Origin of the sequence: [Borrelia] turdi (assembly GCF_008828755.2) — a bacterium.
GTDB classification, from domain to species: domain Bacteria; phylum Spirochaetota; class Spirochaetia; order Borreliales; family Borreliaceae; genus Borreliella; species Borreliella turdi.
In genome coordinates this window covers 266396-287755 of the sequence record NZ_QBLM01000001.1, presented here as the reverse complement: position 1 = coordinate 287755, position 21360 = coordinate 266396, and the positions used below count along the sequence as shown (strand labels likewise).

Below are 21360 nucleotides of genomic sequence, written 5' to 3'. Positions count from 1 at the left end.
GTTATGTGTTTGTATTTAGTAAGTTAATATTATTATATATGTAATTCATTTTGTCAGATTTTTCAATATTTTTAAAGCTTAAAAATATTGATTTTTGATACGATGGATTTAATATTAATAGATTAGGATACTTTTTAAGTATTTCTATTATTTTTTCCATAGGAATGCTTTTTGCATTTTTATATTCTATTTCCAAAGTTCTGTTTGTTTCTTTTAGTTTTGATATATTGAATTTTTTTGCTAAAATTTTAAGTTCAGCTAACATTAATAGACTGTTTATTTCTTTAGGGATTGGACCAAAGTTGTCGTGGATTTCCGATCTTATCTTTTCACTTTCTTCTTCAGTTTGAATTGCAAAAATTTTTTTGTAGATTAGTATTTTATCTTGTTCATTTTTTACATAATTGTCAGGAATAAAGCCACTATGGTTAATTTCAATATCAACTTCTTCTTCTGATGGGGTTTTCCCCATTTTCTTTTCAATTGCCTTATTTAGCATTGTTAGATAGCAATCCAATCCAATCGATTCAATTTCTCCATGTTGTTCTCTACCAAGCAAATTTCCAACACCTCTTATTTCCATATCTTTCATTGCTATTTTAAATCCTGATCCTAGATCTGAAAATTCGGTTATTGCTTTTAGTCTTTCAATAGAGCGTTCATTTAGTTTTTCACTATCTTGGTACAAAAAATAAGCATAAGCTTTCTTGGATCCTCTTCCAACTCTTCCTTTTAGCTGATATAATTGTGCAAGTCCAAACTTGTTTGCATTATTAATTATTATTGTATTTGCATTTGGAATGTCTATTCCATTTTCAATTATTGTTGTTGCTAATAAAATTTGATACGCTTTTTTAATAAAATTGTGCATTATGTTTTCAATCTCGTCTCCTGTTAGTTTTCCATGAATTATTGCAATTCTCGCATAAGGAGTTAATTTTTCAATTAGCGTTTTTAAATAATACAGTTCTTCAATATTATGATTTACTAAAAAAACTTGACCATCTCTAGATAGTTCACTTTCAATTGCATGCTTTATTAAAAGTTCACTAAACGATTCTAAATAAGCTTCTATTTTTACTCTGTTTTTAGGCGGAATTTTTAAAACAGAAATATCTCTAAGTTTAATTAGTGACATGTGAAGAGATCTGGGAATTGGTGTTGCAGAAAGAGTAAGGCAATCAACGGAAATTTTTATTTCTTTAAGTTTTTCTTTTTCCTTTACACCAAATCTTTGCTCTTCATCAATTATTATTAATCCTAAATTTTTGCAAGTAAATTTTTTTGAAAAAATTTTATGTGTTCCTATTATTATATCAATTTCTCCGCTTTTCAATTCTTTTAAAATTCGTTTTTCTGAGCTATTATTTACAAATCTGCTTAATGCTTCGATTTTGATTGGATAATTTTTGAATCTTTTTTTGAATGTATTGAAATGCTGTTCTGCCAAGATGGTTGTTGGGGAAAGTACAATAACCTGTTTATTCCCCATTACAGCTTTAAATGCGGCTCTCATTGCGACTTCAGTTTTCCCAAATCCAACATCTCCACAAAGAAGACGATCCATCACTTTGAAACTCATCATGTCTTCTTTGATTTCTTTTATTGCTGTTATTTGATCTGGAGTTTCATCGTATGGAAATTCAGATTCAAATAATAATTGTAATTCGTTGTCTTTTGGGTATTTAATACCTTTAATGCTTTCTCTTTTTGAATAAAGTTCTATTAATTTGTCGGCAATCTCGTCGATTCTTTTTTTTGCGTTTGCTTTATTTTTTATCCATGTTTTAGAACTGATTTTGTCTAATTTAATGTTTTTGGGATCACTCCCAATGTATTTTTGGATTAAATTTGTTTGTTCAATTGGAATAAATAATTTTTCTCCTTCAGCGTATTCAATCTCAATATAATCTTTTTCAAGAGAGCTTGTTTTTATTCTTTTTATTTGCCTGAATATACCAATTCCATGGTTTATGTGAACTACATGACTATTTTTCTCAATCTCAATAAAAGAGTCAATAGCTTTTGTTTTTGAAGATTCAAAGGCTCTGTTTATTTTTTGCCCTGTATTAAAGATGTTTGATTCAAGGATAATAGCAATTTTTTCTTTTTCTATTATTAAAGAGCTGGATATTTTTAAAACCTCAATTGATATTTTTGGGAATTCTTTGAAAATGTATTTAAGTTTTTCTTTTTGTGATTCAGATTCTGCTGCAATAATGATTTTAAATCCATTGTTTAACCAATTTTTAAATTCTTCTTTTGTAAGCATAATATTTGAGAAAAAACTTCTCTCACTTTCAATTTTAAATTCTATGACTTCTTTGAATTTAGAGCTTTTAATCTTTGAAAATAAAACATCACTTTTTAGAGTGAAGGTTTTAGAATTTAGGAGAATTCTTTTTGGATCAATTGTATTTTTACCAGCTTCTTTTGCTTCTTTATAAAGCTTTTCATATTCTTGATGTATTTTTTCAATTTCTTTTTCGAAATTGTTAATTTCAAGGTTTATAATAGGCGTGTTATTTTCAATTTCATCGATTAAGTAGGTATTTGCTACTAGTGGATAAAACATTTCTTCTGTTTTTGCTTCTTTTTTAAAATTCAGCTCTTCAAGAATCTTTTTATATTCAACAGATTTAATTTTTGTTTTTAAGTTATTAATAACTTCATTATTCCAAATGATTTCTTTTTTTGGAACAATTTGGAATTCTAAAATTTCATTATCCTGTTTTAGTTGGGTTAAAGGATCAAATTTTCTTATTTCTTCTATTTTGTCGAAGTTTAGCCCAATTTTTATTGGGCTTTCTTCTCCAAAAGGGTATAAGTCTATAATTTCTCCTTTTATTGTAAATTCTCCTGGGATTGTTACTCTTAGTGCTGTTTTTTCATATCCTAACGTTATAAGAGTTTTTTCAATATCTGTTGTATTAATCTTTGTATTTTTTTGAATTTTACATATATTCTTCAGTATTGTATTTTTATCAGGTATTTTACTGAGTAATGATTTTAAGACTGTAATATATATGCCAGGATTTTTTTTATAAAAATTGATTAAGAATTTGGTTCTTTCGTTGAAGATTGTATTTTTTGAGCCAATGTCTTTATATATAAGGGGACTAAAATAGTTGAGCTCAAAGATTTGATTTGTAATTACTTTTAAATCATTTTTGATTTGATCTAATGTATGTTCGTCTTTAATTATTAATATTATTTTTCCGGTTTTGCTATATTCTTGGATTTTTTTAATTAAGAAAGCTTTGAAAAAGCCTTCATATCCTGTTAATGAAAAAGATGTATTTTGTTCTAAAAATTCTTTTATTTTTTTTAAATTGGAATTATTTTTTAATATTGTTGTTAGTTCTTCATATATATTCATTTTTTACCTTTTTGTTTAATTAATTTAGTATAATAATATACTATAAGTATTATTACTTTCTTTATATATAATATGGTTAGGTTTTGAGGGGAGCTTATGAAAATTAGAAAATTGCTTTTTTGTATCTTTTTTACAAATATTTCTTTTGTTTTGTTTGCAGGGGATTACAAAGGCCTTGATTTTAAAATTAAGTTTTTTAATCAATCTATTTATCGCATCAATAGTAATGTTTTTGTTGAAGTTTCTCTTAGTAATTTATCTGACAGTGTTTTAACCTTAGAAATAGGTGATATTAATTCTTATGGCTTTGATTTTGATGTTACTGATACCACCAATATTAAAGTTAAAAGACCTATTGAATATGTTAAAAGGAGATCTAAAAATGTTGCTATTCCTGTTAGGAATATGAGCTTAAGACCTAATGAAAAGTTTTCTGTAGTTATTAACTTAAATCAATTTGTTAAGTTTAGTAAGGATGGAGTTTATTTTGTTAAGGGTATTTTTTTCCCAGACATTTCAGATCCATCTAAGAAAAAAGAATCCAATATTATTACACTTTTTTTAAATGATAGTTTTGATGAAAATCCAGGGAGTGTAGATCTTGTTAATTTGTCTGAAAATAAGGATATTCAAGATATCTTAAGAAAGAAAAAACTGTCTCCTGATGAGATTGTCAAATATTTATTAAAGGCATTGCAGCTTGGAAAAAAAGAAAAATTCTTTTTATATCTTGATATTGAAGGCTTATTATTAAATGACAAAGGCAAGGCATATCTTTACAAGCAAAAGTTATCATCTGCTTCTAATAAAAATGTAGTTGAAGAATATAAGGAATATTTGTGGAATTCTAATAATTCAGATATTGCAAAAGCACCAAATGAATTTTCTATTATTGAGACAACTTATTCTGATACTGCGGGTAAAGTGATTGCTGATTTATATTTTGACGATGGGCATTTTTATATTTCCAAAAGATATACTTTTTTCTTCAAAAAATATGATTATTATTGGATAATTTATGACTACATTGTTCAAAATACTGGCATTAAGGAAAAATAAAACTTTTTGTATTTTGCAAATTATAGAACTTATTATATTATTTTATTTTTTAATAATAAATCCTGCTAGTCTTAATGCTGATTTTGAGTATAAGGTTGTTAAAGGAGATACCCTTTTTTCAATTGCAATTAAACATAAAGTTAAAGTAAAAGATCTTAAAAAAATTAATAAGCTTAATGTTGACAATATTAGGATAGGCCAAATATTAATTATTCCAAGTGATTCCAATTTAGATCAAAATATTAGTTATAAGGGCAATCATTCTCTTGATTCGTTAGAATATGTTAAAAGAGGTGCAATTCTTTACACTGTAAAAGAGAGCGACACTGTTGAGAGTGTTTCAAAGCTTGTTGGGGTAAGTCAAGAAGAGATAATAGCTTGGAATGATTTGCGATCTAAAGATCTTAAGGTTGGGATGAAGCTTGTATTAACTGAGCCTGATTTTTTAAAGCCTTATGTAGTTAAGAAAGGTGATTCACTTTCAAAACTTTCTCAGGATTTTGATATTAGTTCTAAAGATATTTTAAAATTTAATTTTCTTAATGATGATAAATTAAAGATTGGCCAAAAGCTTTTTTTAAAGAAAGCTACTAAGAATGTTGGTTTTCATTATGTTAAAAAAGGAGAAACCCTTGGTAGAATAGCTTATATTTATGGTGTTACTGCTAAGGATCTTGTAGCTCTTAATGGCAATCGCGCTGTTAATCTTAAAGCAGGTTCATTGTTAAATGTTTTAAAGATTGCAAATAATGATTTGAAAAAGCCTGTTGGGAGAGATTTGAAAATCGAAAAAGAAACAAATAATCAGTTTATCTATCATTCAGTTGCTATAGGGGAGACTTTGTATAGCATTGCCAGACATTACGGTGTTTTAATTGAGGATCTTAAAAATTGGAATAATTTAAGTGGTAACAGTATTATGCATGATCAAAAATTGAAAATTTTTGATAAAAAACTTTTACTTGATTCTCCTGTAATTAAATCTAAAAAAGATTCTTACATTAAAAATAAGGTTGATTCTAGCTTTAATTCTTCTGATAAATTTCAAACAATAGTTAATCTTCCTTCAAGTAAAAACAAAAAGTTAAATTTAAATACTTTTGAGATTACTTCTAATCGAGGCCTTTTTGATATTAACTCTTTGGTTATTTTAGACTCCAAAATACCAATATTTGAAGTTGTTGGTGATTTCTATTATTGGTATAGGCCGAAAAAGATAAGTCAGCCAAGTGAGTTTTATTCAGAAGATTGGCATTCTCCTTTAAATTCTTATAAAAAGGCTACTCAACTTTTCAAAAGTTTTGAAAAGTTAGTAAATTCTAGGTTTAATAAAGGATCAAGGCTTAAAGATAAGTTAATAATTCTTGATCCTGGCCACGGGGGTCTTGATCCTGGAGCTATTGTTAAGTCCAGAGATGGTCTTGGAAACGAAGTTTTTGTTGTTGAAGATGAATATGTGTATGATATTGCTTTAAGGCTTTATGTGTATCTTAAAGAAGAAGGAGCTAATGTTGAACTTACTATTTTAGCCCCCGATCATTTAATTAGGAATAGTGTTTTTGCCAACAATACTTTTGTTAATGTTAAAAATGAGGTTTACAATGATTATGATCTCAATAAAAATGATACTGTTGATTCCTGGATAAGCGGCACTCCATCGGGCCTTAAAAAAAGATTGGTCGTTGTTAAAAACATTGTTAGTAAATATAAAAATATTAAAGATAAGGATATAGCCTTTTTTAGTCTACATGCGGATAATAGCGTTGGAGCCCCTAAGAGTATGGGATTTTATTATCAACAAGATGACGAAAAAAAATATGATATTCATTCAAAGTCTGTAGCAGAAAAAATTACAGAAGGAATGAAAAGAAGTTTTTATATTAAGGGTCAAAATCTTCATGTTTTAAGAAACAATATAGTAATGACTAAGCTTTTAATAGAAGTTAGAAATCTAGCATTTCCAGAAGAAGCTTGGTCTATTAGATCTTCTAAGCTTAGAGATCAAGATTCCAAAATTCTTGCTAATGGGATTTTAAAAATATTAGAAAATAATTGACAAAAATTTTGAAATTTAAGATAATATTGCTAGTGTTCAATTTCCCCTATAGCTCAGTGGTAGAGCGGGTGGCTGTTAACCACTAGGTCGGAGGTTCAAGTCCTTCTGGGGGAGTTAATTAAAGCTAATTGAGTTTTTAGTTCCATTTTTGTTATTTTAAAGTAATTGAGTCTTTCTAAGAGTTTTTTACTGTTACTATATCCCAAGCAAAGGTGTGTTTGTATTTTTTGTTTATTTTCTTTTGAGTTTTCTCCTATTATGCCAAGTTCTAATAAATCGCTTAATTTTAATAAATCTTTTTGAGCATCTTCATCTTTAGAGAAAGTTCCAATTTTTTTAAGTATTTTTATTATTTCTGTTTTATTTACTGATTCAACTTCAGTGTCTTTAATATTAAGATATGCATGTTTGATTTTATTATTTTCTCCTAGATGTTTGACTATTTTTTGTCTAATAATGTTTCCAGATTTATCGCTGTCTGTTAATATTATTATTCCCTTGTATTTTAAGGCTTTTTTTAGCAATTTAATGGTTTCGCTTTTCAAAGCAAATCCTTTTGTTTCTATTACTGTGCAGTCAAAAGATTCTTTTATCCTTTTAAGATCATCTTTTCCCTCAACTACAATTATTTCTTGTATTTTTTCCAATTTTAAATTCCTTTTTCAAAGAAAGCTCTTAGCAATTTAATTGCTTCTATATGGTCAGCTATTGATACTGTTTCGCGTAGGGAGTGCATTGCCCACATTGGTGTTCCAATGTCAATAGTTTCTATTCCTGTTCTTGCATTTGATATTGGACCAATTGTTGTGCCTGAAGGAACATTTGCTTTCATTATTATTTCTTGAATCTTAATATTACTTTTAATAGCCAAATTTTTTAATTTTGCAAATCCTTTTGAAGTTGTTGCGTATCTGAAATTGGCGCTATTTTTTACAACTACGCCTTTACTTAAAGTTGCTTGATAGTTTGGATCATGTTTGAATGCATATCCTGGATGAATACCGTGAACGCTGTCGATCGATATATTAAATGATTTGTTTATTTTTATTAGATGCTCTTCTCTGGTTAAGTTAAGAGCAAGATCAATTCTTTCTAAAACTTCTGATAAAAAATTGGAATCAGCGCCTCTTGATGTTAAAGACCCTACTTCTTCATTGTCAAAAAATACAGCTATTTTATTTTTATTATTGCTTGTATAGATATAAGAGTTCATGATTGCATGACATCCTGATTTGTTATCAAGATTTTTAGAAGCTAAAAATTCTCCTTCAGTTCCTATTATTTTAGAAGGTTGTGATTCTGTGAATATTAGATCACAAGATAGAAAATTTTCATATTCTATTCCAAGTTGTTCTAAGATATTATCTTTTATTGTTTTTTTAGTGCTATTGATTACTGTTAAATTGTCGTGAGTATTATATTTAAATCCTTCGTTAATTTGTCGGTTTAAATGAATTGCAAGGTTTGGAATAATTCCTATGTTTTCAATATTGATTAATTTTGAATTAATATTCTCATTTTTTTTGAAATATACAATCCCTGCTAAGCTTAAGTCTCTGTCAACCCAAGTAGAAATTATTGGGCTACCATAAACTTCAATATGACTGTAGAATACATCACCTGTTTTTTCTGTTGCATCTATTTTTAATTTTAATCCCGGACTGTCTGTATGTGCTGTTGCTATTAGAAACGGTTCATGTTTTTTTTCGACATCAATATTAAAGGCAATAAGGCTAGTTCCTTCTTTTTTTATGTAATACGATCCTGTTTCAATTTTCCATTTTTCATCAAGTTTTAATTGTTGTGCATTAAAATAATTTATTAATTTCTCTTCAATATAGTTTACTAAGTGATAAGGGGTAGGACTATTGTCTAGTAGGCTTTGAAAAAATTTTGGTTCTAATGTTTTATCGTGCACCATGGGTATTCTCCTTTAATTTTATTGCTTTATAGTTATATATTCTATTATAATAGTTTTTAGCTGTATATTAGTTAGGAGTTTGTTATGAAAAAACGTTTTGTCTGTTTGAGTTTATTGTTTATTTTTTTTGCTTGTAGTTCTAATGTTGAAATTGAGTTAAAAGATGATATTAGTGGTATTGTTTCAATATTTGTTAATGTTAATAGAGAATTTGAGAAAATTAGAAAAGAACTCTTAACAACTTTGCTGGGAGAAGAAGTTGCAAATATGCCTCTTTTCCCTGTAGATGAAATAAAAAAATACTTTAAAAATGGAGAGGAAAAACTTGGGCTTAAGCTTTTGAGTATTAAAACCCAAGGAGATTCTATTAATTTAGTTGTTAAGTTTGATAATTTAATTAAAATTTTGGGCGATTATATGGAAAAACATGATATGTCTGTGTTTAAGATTGAAAAAAAAGACGGTAAAAATATTATTGAACTTAATATTAATTTGGAAAATGCTACTAAGAATATTAATGAAAATAAAGAATATATTAGTGATGCACTTGCTGCTCTTTTACCATCAGATGAGATTCCAATGTCTGCTGAAGAATATAAAGATGTTTTGGTTTATTTTTTATCAGATTTTACTTCCAGGGCAAGTGAACTTATTGACAATTCAAAACTTAATCTTATAGTTAAGACTTCTAGAAATATTAAAGAACACTTTGGATTTAAACAGATTAACTCAAACACACTAAAGTTTGAGATAGACATGGTTAAAGGATTGAGTCTTGAGACACCAATAAAACTTAGATTAGCTTATTGACAGACCTTAAGAATATAAACGATTAAAGTTTATATTCTTTTTTAAAAATTCCTATTAAAACAGCCGTTATAATTGAACCTGCTAAGATAGATATTATCCACATTAATGGGTTTACTACTATTGGTAGAATAAATATTCCGCCATGAGGTGCTATAACTTCTACCGAAAAAAGTGCAGAAATAAATCCCCCCACAGATGAACCTAGTATGCATGCAGGGATTACTCTTAAAGGATCTGATGCTGCAAATGGAATTACTCCTTCTGTAATAAAGCATGCTCCCAAAAAATAACAAACTTTTCCAGATTCTCTTTCTTCTTTTGAGAACCTATTTTTAAATAAACTTGTAGCAATAGCAATTCCTATAGGCGGCACCATTCCTCCTGCCATTATGCTTGCATGAGGAATATAATTTTTTGCAGTTATCATTGCAATTCCAAATGCGTATGCAGCTTTATTTACAGGTCCTCCCATATCTATTGCCATCATTCCTCCAAGTAAAGCCCCAAGTATTGCCATATTAGTTCCACTAAGTTGATTTAGTATATTTGTTATTGATTCATTAATAAATGCTATTGGACTAAGCAGCGCATATATTAAAATTCCTGAGATTATAACTGATAAAAAAGGATAAGTTAATACTGGATTTATTCCTCTTAAATTATTAGGAATGATTTTGTCAGATATTTTTTTTACAATTAGTGTAACGTATCCTGAAATAAATCCTGCTAAGATGCCCCCCAGAAATCCTGCATTTCCATTATTCATCATTAATCCTGTAATCATTCCAGGCGCAAGTCCCGGCCTTTCTGCTATGCTAAATGAAATATAGCCAGAAAGTATTGGGATCATTAAAGCAAATGCGCTTCCACCGCCGATTTGCATCAGAATATCTGCTATTTTATTGTAGCTTGGGTCGTTTATGTCAAATGCTTTAATTCCAAACATAAATGATATTGCTATTATTATTCCCCCTGAGACTACAAATGGAAGCATAAATGAGACTCCATTCATTAGGTGTTTATAAATTCCTGTTTTTTGGTTTTGTTTAGGGTTTTCGGCGGTTTTATTTGTATTACTTTTGTTGTAAATTTGTGCTTCGTTTTTTAGAATTATTTGAATAAGCTCTTTTGCTTTGTGTATGCCGTCTTTTACGCCTACTTCGATTAAAGGTTTTCCGCTAAATCTTTCTTTGTTGATAGTCTTGCCAGATGCAATAATGATTCCTTTTGCATTTTTTATTTCTTCTTCTGTTATTGGGTTTTCGGTTCCACTAGACCCATTTGTTTCCACTTTTATGTTTATGTTTAATTCTAAAGCCGCTTTTTTTAGACTTTCTGCTGCCATATAAGTATGAGCTATTCCCACAGGACATGCTGTTACGGCAAGAATGAAATCTTTTTTTGTATTTAAATTATTAGATTCATTTACATTATTATTGCTCATAATTATTTCTAAAAATCTATTTTCATTATTTGTGCTCATAAGTTCATGCCTTAATAAGTCATTACTAAAAGTATTACTTAGATGTGATATAGCTTTTATGTGTGCATTACTAGGAGTTTCTTTAGGGAGAGCCATCATGAAAAACAGTTTTGAAAGTTTTTGATCAGAAGAGTTAAAGTCAAATCCATTGCCATTAACTCTTAAAATGGCAATTCCATGTTTTTTAATGAAATCACCTTTTGCATGGGGTATGGCTATATGTTCTTCAATTCCTGTCCCGTTAATTTCTTCTCTTTTTTTAATTTCTTTTATAAATGCTTCCATGTCATTTAAGTATCCATTTTCATTAAGCATGCAAGCCATTTTTCTAATTACATCTTCTTTGCTAGTTGCATTGTAATTTAAAACAATCAAGTTTTTTGAAAATAAATTTTGCATAATAATCACCTTTATATATTATATAGTGTATATACATTAATTAAATTTTACATTTAATTAATTGATTTTATCAATTAATTAAAGGAGATTATCTTGATATATACTCTAACGCTTAATCCTGCTGTGGATTATAAAATAGTTTTAAAAGAATTTCATGAAGAAAGTCTTAATTATGCTTTGAATAACAATTTCTTTGCTGGTGGTAAGGGAATAAATGTAAGCACTGTTCTTAAAAATTTGGGGAAGCCCAGTGTGGCTCTTGGATTTTTGGGAGGGTTTACAGGCGATTATATAAGATTGTCCCTTGATTCTAAGGGCATAAAAAATGATTTTATTAAAATAAAATATGATACAAGATTAAATATTAAAATGATAGCAAATGGTAGGGAAACAGAAATTAATGCCAATTCTCCAGATATTTCTGAGAATGAATTTGAACTTTTAAAAGATAAGCTTAAAAGTTTAACAAATAATAGTATATTGGTAATGTCAGGAAGTGTTCCTGCGGCTCTTGGTGAGAATGCATATAATGGAATATCTAATAGCATTTCTAATGATGTTAAGCTTGTCATTGATACCAGTGGTAAGCCTTTAAAAAAAATTCTCAGATTAAATCCCTTTTTAATAAAGCCTAATATTTATGAGCTTGAGGATCTTTTTAATGCTAAATGTAATTCTACAAAAGAATTGATTAAAATCGGGAAAAATCTTATAGAAAGTGGGGTTCAAAATATTATAATTTCCATGGGAAGTGACGGAGCTATTTTTGTTGGCAATAAAAATGTTGCTTATAGGGCCTTTGTTCCAAAGATTAACTCTGTTAGTACTATTGGTGCAGGAGATTCTGTGATTGCAGGATTTTTGTATGCTTTTGATAATGGAAATACTTTAAAAGATTCATTTAAATTTGGTGTTGCAGCTGGTACAGCTACGGCATTAAAAGGCAATCTTTGTGAATTTCAAGATGTTAAAAATATGCTTTGTGATATTAGGGTTGAAGACATTTGTATTTCTTAATCTTTTAAATAGAGTTAAGGATTTTATTTAAAAACTTTACTGTAGCTTTTAAAAAGCTACAGTAGTTAGTTTTCTTAAATTTTTAATTTTGATTTATATGATTTATTTATTACTATGGCCAATCCTGTAATTGCTAAGAATGCAAACATAGTTATGCTTGTAAACAAGCTGTTTGTTGTATTTGGTTGAGTGATTTTTGCAGCGATTTCTGTAGTTTTCTCATCGCAAACACAGTTAACATATCCACATATTGGGCAGATTTCTTCTACTCCAAATTGGCTTAAGTTTTCATTTGTAATTATATTTCCTCTTTCTGTATTGGTTTGTGCGAAAACTGATGCTGAAATCAATAGTAAAGTAGTAAAAAATAAGTATTTTTTAAGATTCATTTTATCTTCTCCTTTTAGGTTTTATTTTTTTGAATTATTTAAATTATAACTTTTAAATTAAACATTTGTAATTTTTTATTATTCAAAACTCTCTAAGTTAGTAATAGATTCTTTAAGAAAAACTGTTGATATAATAAATTTTAAAAGTTGCTATCGGGAGCGACGGGTCTCGAACCCGCGACCTCCTGCGTGACAGGCAGGCGTTCTAACCATCTGAACTACGCCCCCAAAATCATACTTTTTTACGATTATAGTGGTTTTTAATTTATTTGTCAATTTCTTTAAATGAGTTTAAGTGTTCTAGTATTTTTGAATCTCTTTTGCTAGATTTTTTGCTCAGTTTAAGAATAGTCTCTTTGTTAGAAATTATTTCTAAACTATCTTTAGCTCTTGTTATTGCGGTATACATAAGTTCTTTTGTCAAAAAGGGGTTATTTTCTAATATTACCTTTATATGCTTGTATTCAGATCCTTGACTTTTGTGTATTGTTGTTGCAAAGCTGAATTCATAATTTGTTAGTAAATCTAAATTTATTTTTTTATATTTTTCATTTTTTCTTTGGAATAAAGCATAAAATTTAGAATTTTCATTAAAAATGATACCTCGTTCTCCATTAAATAATTTGTTTTTATAGTCAGTTTTAGTTATCATTATTATTTGACCAATAAGATTTCCATAGGTTTTTTTTAGGTAATTTTTTATTATTTCATTTAATGTTTTAGTTCCAAATTTTCCAAAATTTTTTGAACTTAAAATTATATTTTCAAGTAAAGTTTCAAGTATTTTTTCAATTTTTGATTCTTGTAGTAATTTAAGATTAAAAGTGGTTATTTTTTTATATAAATTGTTTGTATATTCTATTAGATCTTTTTTTAAGTTTATTTTTTCTATTTCTTTTAATTGAATATTTTCATTGTTATTAATGTATTTACAAATCAAAGCGCTATCTTCTTTGTATATGGCTTTTGAGAGCAAGTTTATTTCTTTGTTGCTTCTGAAATTTTCTTTAAGATCTTCTATATTATCAGTATTTATTTTTTTGACTCCTAGAATACTTGAATATACATTCCCTTCATTTACTGATGGGAGCTGATTTTTATCTCCTACCATTATTAATTTAGTAGTTATTGGAGTTGCTTTTAATAGCTTTAAAAAAGTATATGCATCTACCATTGAGGCTTCGTCAATTATTATTACGTCAAAATTTAGTTGATTTTCTTCATCATATAGATTTTTTTTGTTTATAAATTTGATTCCCAATATTTTTTGGATCGTATTGCATTCTATTTCTAAATTTTTGAATGAATAGTCGATACTTGTTTGTAGCCTTAAGCTAGCTTTTCCTGTAGGTGCTGTAATTGCTACTAATCTTTTTGTTTTATTGTTTAATATTTTATTAATTGCCTTTAAGATATAGTTAATAGTTGTAGTTTTGCCTGTTCCAGGGCCTCCGCTTAATAGAAAGAAGTTGCTTTTTAGTGCCTTTATCACCGATGTAATTTGCTCTTTGTTTAAATTATTAGTGTCCAAATTTGATATTATATTTTGTATTTCGTTGTCATTTAATTCACTTTTATAATTTTCTAATCTTTTTATAATTTGTTTTATTAACTCTTCTTCTTCTCTATAGTTTTTTTGAGTATAAATGTAGATATTGTTTTCTAGGATTAGGGGAGTTGTAATTTTAAGTTTATTAAATTCCATTAGTATATTATTTTTCTTTAAAAGGGAGACTATATTATTAATAGTCTCTAGATTTTCAAATATTTCTAGTCTTTTTAGTATTTTTATTAATTTGTTATAGCCTTTATTGCTTTTTTCTAGGTTGTCTTTTGCGAATGTTATTGTATTTTGAATATCTTTTGCTAATAGATTTATATCAGCTCTTAAGTGACCTTTGTCAAAGTAGTTAAATAAAAATATTAAAAATATTAAAATATTTTCATTGTTTATAGATTTTGTAAGCATTTGTGCTTTATAAAAATTTTTTTTATTGATATTTAAAAGTTCAATTATTTCATAAAGCTTAAGTTCTGGGGTTAAGAATTTTTTGTTTTTATCTTTTAAAAACTCTCTTAGTACTAAAAAATCTCTCATAATTGCATTTTAATACTCAATTCTAAGATAATTTTATCTAAATCTACGTCATTAAATTTTGGAAGATCAAAATAAATGCCATTTTCAAATTTTGATTGCAAGCATTCAATATTGTCTTTAAATGCTCTTGTAAAAAGATATATTATTCCGCCAAATTTTTGATTATATTCTTTTTGGGTTTTAAATAATATTTTTTTTATTCCCAGTGCATATATTTTATATTGAAAATCATAATATTCTTTTTTTATTATATTTTCTAAATTTGTTATATTATAGTCGTCGTTATCTTTTCCAAGATAGTTTGTTTTGTAATCCAGGATATATATTTTATTATTAGCTTTAAATATGAGATCTACTATTCCTTTTAAGTATCCATCATTTAGTTTTATGTGAAGATCTTCAAATTGGTTTTCAAAAAGATGTTTTTGTTTTTGAAATTTAGGATTTATTTTGATTAAAAATTCCATTTCTTTTTGTAATTCTTCAATATCACACAAACGGATATTAATTGCTCTTATATTATAAGTTAGTATATTGTAAATCATTTTAGTTAGTGAATTTTGTATTTCTATTGTATTGAGATTTGAGTTAATTTTTTGTATTTGGTTTTTAATAATTTCAATGTTATTCTTTTTAAAGTTGTCAAATGTATCTTTTGCTGTACTAAAGATTATTTCCTCCATTGCAGCATGCAAAATGTTTCCGCTATCTTTTCCTTTAGGCAGAGTCTCTTCTAATGTAATGTCGTAATCAAGGTCTGCTTCTCTTTCGTAGTCGGTATTTTTAAAATCATAGTTTTCGTAAAATGTTGCGTGATGAGCTTGTGCTGTTAAACTTGAAAAACTAGATGTATGTTCTTTTTTAAACATGTTTTTAGTTATTGGTTTTGGTGGAATTAATTTTGTATTAATATTTGCATTGTTCTTTTTTTTATTGAATTTCTTTTGGTTAATAAATTCATATATATTAAAGTCATATTTTATACCATCGATAGTAAAAATTTTTGCCATTTCTAATAATTTGCTAGTTATGCTATTTGTTTTTGTAATAAATAGAGAAGATTTGGCTCTTGTTGCTCCCACATAAAATATATTTTTTTCTTCACTTAGTATTTTTAGTCTTGCATATTTTTTGTTTTCTTCCAATTTAAAAAAATCATATTCAATGTTTCCATCTTTATAAAATTTGTAAAAATGATTTTTTTTTGAAAAATTGCTATTTTCTATTGGAGATGTATTTATTAAGAATACAATATTCATGCTAAGCCCTTTTGATTTGTGTATTGTCATAAGCTCTATAGATTCATTATCGTTGTTTATATTATTAACCCTTTCTTCTATTTCTTCAGGCTCTTCGTTTATTATTAGATTTTCTAAAGCAGAAATTAGAGACTGTATGTTTTGTTCTTTATAATATATTTTAGAGACAATCTCGAGTACTGTTTCATAGGTTTTTAAATTTTCAAGCTTACCTTCTTTAATAAGAAGACCTTTGTAATTTATTTTATTTTTTGCCCATTCAATAATTTTTTGATCTTTGGTGCTATTTGCAATTTTGATCCACAAGTTTTTTTCTAATGTGATTTTGTTAATTGCATTTATTAATGCAATTTCATTTTTTTCAAGCAAAACTATTATATTTTCAATAAATTCTTCTATAAGGTTAATTTTGTCTTGTTTGATTAAAATTCTTTGCAAATTCCATGGGACATTTAATATTTTACTGTTTAGAATATAATTTAAGGTTTTAAAATTTTGTTTTCGGTCTAAACACTTGAGAATATAAAAAATTTCGCTAAATTCTTTGGTTTTTAAAAATTTTTCTTGAGTTTTGTTTGTTTGAATTTGCTCTTTTTTTAATGCTTTGTCTATTAAATCGATTTCATTTTTTCCTCTACAAAGCACTTTAATGTCTTGCATTTTAATATTTCTAATTTTGCTGTTCTCAGCAATTTTTCCATATGTAAGTAAATATTTTATTATTAATGCTGTTTTTTGGTAAATGTCTTCTTCGTTTTCGGTATTTGTGGTTATTATATTGATTCCTTCTGTTTCTTGTCCGTTGATGAAAATTTTATTATTGTCATTTTTTGGATTTGGAAGTGAATTGGTAAATTCAATTTTTTCAATTTCATCGACTATTGTATTATTGTATATATTATTAAAAATTTTATTTAAAGGTTCGATAAGTTTTTTACTTGACCTGTGGTTTATTTTTAGCACAATTCTAGCATCTGTATTAATTTTATTTTTTATTTCTTTGTTATAAAAAGAAATGTCTGCTTTTCTAAAGGAATATATTATCTGCTTGGGGTCAGCTATGAATATCAATTTTATTCCTGCTGTTTTTAATATTTTGAATATCTCAATTTGTGTTAAGCTTAAGTCTTGTGCCTCATCAATTAAAATGATTTTATATCGATTTTTTATTGCATTTAGAAGCTTTTTGTCTTCTGATTTTAAGTAATTTTTTAAATTTGAAATTATGTAATTTTGATCTATTGTGTTTGTTGATTTAATAATTTTCTCTAGTTCTTTTTCTATATATTTTAGTATTTTGTATTCAACTTTTAAAATAACATATTGCTTTAAATTATTTCTATTTTTATTTCTATTGTCTTCTGATTTGTATTTTTCATGTTTAATGTTAATCCCCAAACGGATTAAGTCATTTTTAATTTGAAGTTCTTTGGGTGATAATTTAGTATTTTTTTTAGTTTCTTTTTCTATTAGAGTTGAAAAAAATTTATTTTTTAATAATATTTCTGCTATTTTGAATATGTCGGTTTCTTTATAATATTCTATTTCAAGTTTACCAGTTTGAATATGTTTATTATAAAAACTTAATCTTTCATCTGTTGTCATTTTGTCTAATTCTTCTATTATTTTGTTGTAATCTTTGATTAATTCTTCTTTTTTGAGAAGAATGTTTTCAAATGATGTTTGAGTTTTAAGCCAATCTCCTAGTTCTTGAGTTGTGTCTCTTTCGTAAGCTTTTTTTATTTTTAAAACAATTTCTTCAGTTTTTTTAGCAGCAGATTTAAATACTTTAAGTTCATAGTCTTTAATATCAAGATCTTGAATCAAGCTATCTGATTTTCTTAAAAAGCTATAAACTATTTCATCTATTTCTTTTGAAAATTTTTCTTTAGGTTTGTATTTGGAATAATTTTCTATTTCGATTTGAAAATTATTTAAGGCATGTAATGCAAATTTATTAATTGTTGATATAAAGAGTTTTTTTGATTGTTCATAAGCTTCTTTTAAAATTTCATTTGTTTTTGAGCTAAAATAAGCAGTTTCTGTTGCTTTTAGTATTCTTGTGTGCATTTCTTCTGTGGCTTTTTTTGTAAAAGTCAATACCAAGATTTCATTTATAGAATATAGTTTAGTTTTTATTAAATTTATAACTACGTTTTCAAGTATATGAGTTTTACCAGTGCCCGCTGATGCTTCTATTAATATTGTTGCGTTATTTTGAACTTTTTCTATGATTTGGTCCATGAATTTTAGTTTTTTGTCCTTGCAAATTTAATATAAAATTTTTCTATCAATATTAGTAAATTTTTGTCTAGCTTGAAATCATGAGTGTCTTTAAATCTATTGTAGTAATCACATAGTGTTATTTCGCTAGTTTTTAAGAATCTCTCATGTGCTTTGCTTGTAAAATAAGCTTTGGATGGGTTTTTTATTTGCATTTTTATGAAATCCTCAAAACAATTTGAAAAATTGTTTTGATTTGTTTTTGTTAAAATTTTAATTATTAAGCTTTGGTAAATTGGAGTTGGATAGCTTGATATGTATGCAAATTGCATAAGTATATTTTCAATGTCATCAATTATTATTTCTTTGTGGTTATAATAAATAGTTGTTTTTGTAGATAAGTTTTCAAGATCAATTTTTACTTCTGTTAATGAATTGAAATTTTGTATTTCTTTTTTTATTAGTAGTCCTGTTATATATAAATCTATTTCATTTTTTATTTTATCTTGGATGCTGGAATAGTCTTTTTTTACGAAATTTAAATGAAAATAATCGTTTTCGATTTTATATAGATTTTCAATATCTTTTTTTAATTCAAATTCTATATTTTTTTTTTGAAAACTTAGTTTTATTGTTTGACAAAATTTAATTTTGGTTTTTATCATTATTGAAAGATTTTTTAAGCTTTTAGTAGTATTAAATTTTAATTTATTTATCTTTTTGAAGATAGCATTTACAAGCGTTTTTTGATCTATATTTAAAGGAATACTTCCTTGCTGTATTTCATATTTAATATGGTTTTTAATAATTTCTATTGTTTTATCTCCATCATCTTTTTTCCCCATTATATATTCATGCAGTAGTGTTGAATTTTTTATAAGTCTGTAAATAATCTCAATAACACTGAAAATTTGTTCTTCTTGTTTTTCTTTGATTTCATTTTCTAATCTTATGTCTTGTATTTTCACGTTTAAAGTTTTTTCATAAAAATGTTTGTAAGGATTAGAAAGGGCAGTTTTTAGTTCGTATAAATTTAGCTTAATTGGACTTTCTAGTTGAATTTTATTTTGCTTAAACCTAATTGGTTTGGAATTTTGTAGTATTTTTGCAATATTAAAGGCTTCTAAATCATAGTTTATCAAATAATTTTCTTTTACATCTTTAAAATATGCTAGGTCATGGTTTTCATTTGGATGCTTTTCTATTTGAAAATTTTTTTCATATTTTTGTATGTGATCAAGAATTTTGTTTATTGTTTTTGATATATTAATTTCTAGGTTCAGATTGTCTTGTAATGAGTAGTAAAGGTAAAATTTTTCTGATGTTGCAAGAATTAAATTAAAAAGAGCCGTGATTGCTTCTTTTTCAGTGTTCTCGTATTCGTAGTATTCATTTAATAAATTCATATTATCATAACTTATCTTAGAGTTGAATTTATGAAATCCTAAAAAATGAATTTCTTTTTTTTGAAGATATTCTATTTCTTTAAAATTTGCAATCAATATTCCATTTTTTTTATACATTACCCCATATTTTTCTTTTTCAAGGCTTTCTTCAAGCATAATTTTAAAAAGATAAAATTCAATTTTGATTTCATTAATTTCTTTTAAATAGTTTTTGTGAAGATTGTCATTAAAATCTTTGGGGAAATTTTTAAAGGATTTTATTTTATTTTTTAAATATTCATCAGTTGTATTAAATTCTTCAAGATCAATATATTTTTGAATAAAAATTTCTATTATTTCTGCCCATTCATATACTTTATATGCTTTATTTTTAAAATAGTTTATATCTTCATACAAGCTTTTTACTATTGTTATAAGTTTTATTATTGATTCTTGATCTTGAAACCTTATGCTTTCTTTTTGAATTTCTTCTTCGTATTTTTCATCAAATATTTCAGACATTAAAAATCGATTAAATCCGTCTTCCCATGAGTTTAAAAAGTTTTGATCATATTTTAAATTTTCTTTGTGAGTGTTGTTTACACCAAAACTAATGTTCATTGCATCGCTAAATTCTATTAAATAGTTTAATTCAGATGCTGATATATTAAATTTTTTCATTACTTTATTGTTACTTAGTAGGTTGAATACTTCTTTTCTACTGAAATCGCTAATTGTTTCGTTTTTTGATATAAAAAGATCCATTAGCCTTTTTAAGGCTAATATACTCTCTCCTCTTGATAGATTGTTATAAGATAGAACGCTGTATTCAATTTCATATTTATTTAGGCATTCTTCTATATATGGCAAATATTCATTAAATTTTTCTTGTAAACAAGTTATTGCTATTTCGCTTAATTTTAGGTTATTTTTTTGCATTGAGTGTACTATTTGATTTACCAAAATTTCTACTTCACGTTTTTGATTTTTAGCTTCTATTATTTTAAAGCTATCGTCTAATTTTGAAATTGGAGTTTCTGCTATGATGTTATTTTTAATGCTTGTTAAAAAATTTTTACCTTTAAACAACTCAATATCTTCTTTTTCTATAGCTTGATATTGAATTGGGTTAATCTTTGTTTTTGTTAACAATAATTCTTTAATAAGAGTAGATTTATAGTTGAACAAATCTTCAAAAATTAACACATGTACTTCAAAATCAAAAATTTTTTCTAAAGAGTTGAGAATTTTTTTCTCAATTTCTCTATTATTGCCAATAAATATTATTTTTTTAATTTCAATTTTTATATTTTTTGTTGGTTTTTCCTGAATTATTTTTTTATGTAAGTTTAAAATATTTTTTTGCTTTTCAAAGAGTTTTTTAAATAGTTCTTTTTGCATATTCTCGTAGGGTTTTAAATTCTCTTCTTGGAATAAAAATCCATTGTCTTGCCAGGTTTCGATTAATTTTGAAAATTTTGAGTAATAATGGTGGAATAAATCTATTATTTTTGATGCAAAAAAGTATCTATTCTTTGTTGATTTGAAATCTTTTATGTATTTGAGTTTCTCGGTTTTCAATATGTTATATAAAATGAATTTTTCTGTTTCCAAATAAAATGAAAAAGTGTTTTTTTCTATATATTTTTTTATATTGGGATTTTTTAAAGAAATTTCGTATATGCTTTTTATAGCATTTTTTTTAATATTTAAATTGTAAGAAATCTCATTTAGCCTTGCTATAGTTTTTTTAATTTCTTCTTTTAAAAGATCATTTTTTACTATAATTAGTGTTTCTTTTTTAAAGATATTGTCGTTTTGGGTCAATTCTTTGATTTTATTATAAATTTTATTTACTTTGTTAGTTTTATATATATTCACA

12 protein-coding genes and 2 tRNA genes are annotated in these 21360 nt (G+C 26.2%); 5 read left to right on the top strand and 9 right to left on the bottom strand.

All coding sequences use genetic code 11. The annotated features are described in order from the left end of the window. Position 1: 1 nt before the first annotated feature. Positions 2-3379, bottom strand: a complete 3378-nt coding sequence (gene mfd, locus DB318_RS01290) for a transcription-repair coupling factor (protein ID WP_151074139.1) — start codon at positions 3377-3379, stop codon at positions 2-4. Positions 3380-3475: 96 nt separating this feature from the next. Between mfd and DB318_RS01285 the strand changes: the two genes are divergently transcribed. The 3 genes from DB318_RS01285 (at position 3476) to DB318_RS01275 (ending at position 6608) form a co-directional block, all read left to right on the top strand. Next, the gene (locus DB318_RS01285; RefSeq protein ID WP_151073623.1) at positions 3476-4438 is read left to right on the top strand and encodes a hypothetical protein; all 963 of its coding nucleotides are present in this window, start codon (positions 3476-3478) and stop codon (positions 4436-4438) included. Continuing rightward, entirely contained in the window at positions 4398-6494 is a 2097-nt protein-coding gene (locus DB318_RS01280) for a LysM peptidoglycan-binding domain-containing protein (RefSeq protein WP_172964863.1), read from the top strand. The genes DB318_RS01285 and DB318_RS01280 overlap by 41 nt, the downstream gene beginning before the upstream one ends. 42 nt (positions 6495-6536) lie before the next feature. Next, positions 6537-6608, top strand: a tRNA-Asn gene (locus tag DB318_RS01275). On the opposite strand, the gene rnmV is transcribed toward DB318_RS01275, so the two are convergent. Then, a complete protein-coding gene (gene rnmV, locus DB318_RS01270) occupies positions 6590-7141 on the bottom strand; it encodes a ribonuclease M5 (protein ID WP_151074138.1) in 552 nt (183 codons plus the stop codon). The genes DB318_RS01275 and rnmV overlap by 19 nt on opposite strands. Before the next feature lie 2 nt (positions 7142-7143). Next, positions 7144-8415, bottom strand: a complete 1272-nt coding sequence (locus tag DB318_RS01265; RefSeq protein ID WP_151060257.1) for a M18 family aminopeptidase — start codon at positions 8413-8415, stop codon at positions 7144-7146. A gap of 84 nt (positions 8416-8499) precedes the next feature. Here DB318_RS01265 and DB318_RS01260 point away from each other — a divergent pair, with 84 nt between their 5' ends. Beyond that, the gene (locus DB318_RS01260; RefSeq protein WP_151060259.1) at positions 8500-9225 is read left to right on the top strand and encodes a hypothetical protein; all 726 of its coding nucleotides are present in this window, start codon (positions 8500-8502) and stop codon (positions 9223-9225) included. Positions 9226-9247: 22 nt separating this feature from the next. On the opposite strand, the gene DB318_RS01255 is transcribed toward DB318_RS01260, so the two are convergent. After that, positions 9248-11107: a fructose-specific PTS transporter subunit EIIC gene (locus tag DB318_RS01255; RefSeq protein ID WP_151060260.1), complete on the bottom strand. Its 1860-nt coding sequence runs from the start codon at positions 11105-11107 to the stop codon at positions 9248-9250. Positions 11108-11200: 93 nt separating this feature from the next. On the opposite strand from DB318_RS01255, the gene pfkB reads away from it, so the two are divergent. Further along, positions 11201-12124 (top strand): 1-phosphofructokinase, encoded by a 924-nt coding sequence (pfkB, locus tag DB318_RS01250; RefSeq protein ID WP_151060262.1) that lies wholly within the window; start codon positions 11201-11203, stop codon positions 12122-12124. A gap of 74 nt (positions 12125-12198) precedes the next feature. Here pfkB and DB318_RS01245 read toward each other — a convergent pair whose 3' ends face one another. From DB318_RS01245 to DB318_RS01225, 5 genes are all read right to left on the bottom strand, one after another. After that, complete coding sequence (locus DB318_RS01245; RefSeq protein WP_151060264.1) at positions 12199-12513, bottom strand: hypothetical protein; 315 nt, start codon at positions 12511-12513, stop codon at positions 12199-12201. A 154-nt stretch (positions 12514-12667) separates the two neighbouring features. After that, positions 12668-12741, bottom strand: a tRNA-Asp gene (locus DB318_RS01240). 37 nt (positions 12742-12778) lie between these two features. Further along, positions 12779-14611 carry an exodeoxyribonuclease V subunit alpha gene (recD, locus tag DB318_RS01235; protein ID WP_151060265.1) on the bottom strand — a complete coding sequence of 611 codons (1833 nt, stop codon included), beginning with the start codon at positions 14609-14611 and terminating at the stop codon, positions 12779-12781. Continuing rightward, positions 14608-18114 carry an exodeoxyribonuclease V subunit beta gene (recB, locus tag DB318_RS01230; protein ID WP_151060267.1) on the bottom strand — a complete coding sequence of 1169 codons (3507 nt, stop codon included), beginning with the start codon at positions 18112-18114 and terminating at the stop codon, positions 14608-14610. Before recB ends, recD begins: the two co-directional genes overlap by 4 nt. A gap of 5 nt (positions 18115-18119) precedes the next feature. Then, positions 18120-21359, bottom strand: a complete 3240-nt coding sequence (locus tag DB318_RS01225; RefSeq protein WP_151073625.1) for a PD-(D/E)XK nuclease family protein — start codon at positions 21357-21359, stop codon at positions 18120-18122. Position 21360: the final 1 nt, after the last annotated feature.